Here is a 2,299-nt window from a genome sequence, read left to right on the forward strand (position 1 = left end):
GGCGATTCGCTCACCGTCAGCGGTTTTACTGTCGGCGGCATTGACTATGCAGTTGGCGAGACTGCTGAGCTTGAAGGCATCGGTTCGCTAACCATCCAAGCCAATGGCCGCTACATATTCACGCCCGTTGAAAACTGGAACGGTCAGGTTCCGACGATCAGCTATACCGTTACCGATGGGGAACTGACCGATACCGCTGAGCTAAATCTAACCGTGACACCGGTCAATGACGCACCAGTTGCCCAAGACGACACTGCAACCGGCGATGAAGATGCTCCGCTAAACGGCAATGTGTTGGCTAATGACAGCGACGTTGATGGCGATGCGCTCACCGTCAGTAACTTCAGTATCGCTGGTGTTGAATACGCCGCCGGTGAAACCGCCGAACTTGAGGGTATTGGCTCGCTAGTGATTGCCAGCGACGGTAGTTATACCTTTACGCCCGTCGGGAATTGGAATGGCCAGGTCCCAGCGGTTAGCTACACCGTCACCGATGGAAATTTGACCGATACCGCTGAGCTGAGTCTGACTGTGGCAGCAGTCAACGATGCACCGGTCGCTCAGAACGATACCGCCATCGGTGATGAGGACGCGGTGATCACTGGCAACGTCCTCAATAACGATAGCGACGTTGATGACGATTCGCTCACCGTTAGTGATTTCACAATTGTTGATACGACCTATCAGGCCGGCGAGGCTGCTGAGCTAGAAGGCATCGGCACGCTGGTGGTCGCGAGCGACGGTAGCTACATCTTTACGCCTGTCGAAAACTGGAATGGCCGAGTTCCGACGATTAGCTACACCGTCACCGATGGAGAGCTGACCGATACCGCCGAACTGAATTTGACCGTATCAGCGGTCAATGATGCGCCGGTCGCCCAACCCGACAGCGCTACCGGTGATGAAGACGCGGTGATCACTGGCAACGTTCTCGATAACGACAGCGATGTCGATGGCGATTCGCTCACGGTCACTGATTTCACTATTGATGATACGACTTATCAAGCCGGCGATACCGCCGAACTCGAGGGTATTGGCTCGCTGATCGTCCAAACTGACGGCCGCTATACCTTCACCCCGGTTGAGAACTGGAATGGCCAAGTACCCTCAGTCAGCTACACCGTCACCGATGGAAATTTGACCGATACCGCTGAGCTAAATCTGACCGTGACACCGGTCAACGACGCGCCAGTTGCGGAAGACGATAGCGTCACCGGTAATGAAGATACCGTGCTGAGCGGCAATGTCCTCGACAATGATAGTGATGTCGATGGTGATTCGCTCACCGTTAGTGATTTCACAATTGTTGATACGACCTATCAGTCCGGCGACACAGCTGAGCTAGAAGGCATCGGCACGCTGGTGGTCGCAAGCGATGGCAGCTACACCTTTATCCCCGTCGAAAATTGGAAAGGGCAAGTTCCGGCGATCAGCTACACCATCACCGATGGATCACTTACGGATACCGCCGAGCTAAGTCTGACTGTGACAGCAGTCAATGACGCACCAGTTGCGGAAGGCGATAGCGTCACCGGCGATGAAGACGCGCCGCTAAGCGGTAACGTTCTTACCAACGACAGCGATGTCGATGGCGACTCGCTTACCGTCACTGAATTCACGATCGGTAATGAAACTTACCAGGCGGGCGATACCGCCGAGCTTGAGGGCATTGGCTCCCTGGTCATTGAAAGCGACGGCGCTACACCTTTACCCCGAATGAAAACTGGAACGGCCAGGTACCGGCGATCAGCTATACCGTTACCGATGGAGAGCTCGCTGATACCGCTGAGCTAAATTTAGAAGTGACCGCGGTCAATGATGCGCCTGTTGCTCAGGACGATACTGCCACCGGTGATGAAGATGCGCCGCTGGCCGGCAACGTGTTGACTAACGACAGCGATGTCGATGGCGATTCGCTTACCGTCACTGAATTCACGATCGGTAATGAAACTTACCAAGCGGGCAATACCGCCGAGCTTGAGGGCATTGGCTCGCTGGTCATTGAAAGCGACGGCAGCTACACCTTCACCCCGATCGAAAATTGGAATGGGCAAGTTCCGACAGTCAGCTATACCGTTACCGATGGAGAACTGACGGATACCGCTGAGCTAAATTTAGAAGTAACCGCGGTCAATGATGCGCCTGTTGCTGAATCGGATAGCGCTACCGATGACGAAGATGCCGTTCTGACGGGTAACGTTCTTGATAACGACAGCGACGTTGATGACGATTCGCTCACCGTCAGCGAATTCACCGTTAACGGAAATACCTATCAAGTCGGCGACACAGCTGAGCTAGA

At 54.3% G+C, this 2,299-nt stretch carries 2 protein-coding genes; both read left to right on the top strand.

All coding sequences use genetic code 11. From position 1 onward, the window contains the following. On the top strand, positions 1-1,794 hold a 1,794-nt coding region (locus CH74_RS16790; RefSeq protein WP_048308698.1), incomplete at its 5' end, for an Ig-like domain-containing protein. Next, the coding region (locus tag CH74_RS16795) for an Ig-like domain-containing protein (RefSeq protein ID WP_367379135.1) at positions 1,746-2,299 on the top strand (554 nt) is incomplete at its 3' end. The genes CH74_RS16790 and CH74_RS16795, both read left to right, overlap by 49 nt.

The sequence above is a fragment of the Halomonas sp. PR-M31 genome (assembly GCF_001039575.1).
Classification (GTDB): domain Bacteria; phylum Pseudomonadota; class Gammaproteobacteria; order Pseudomonadales; family Halomonadaceae; genus Modicisalibacter.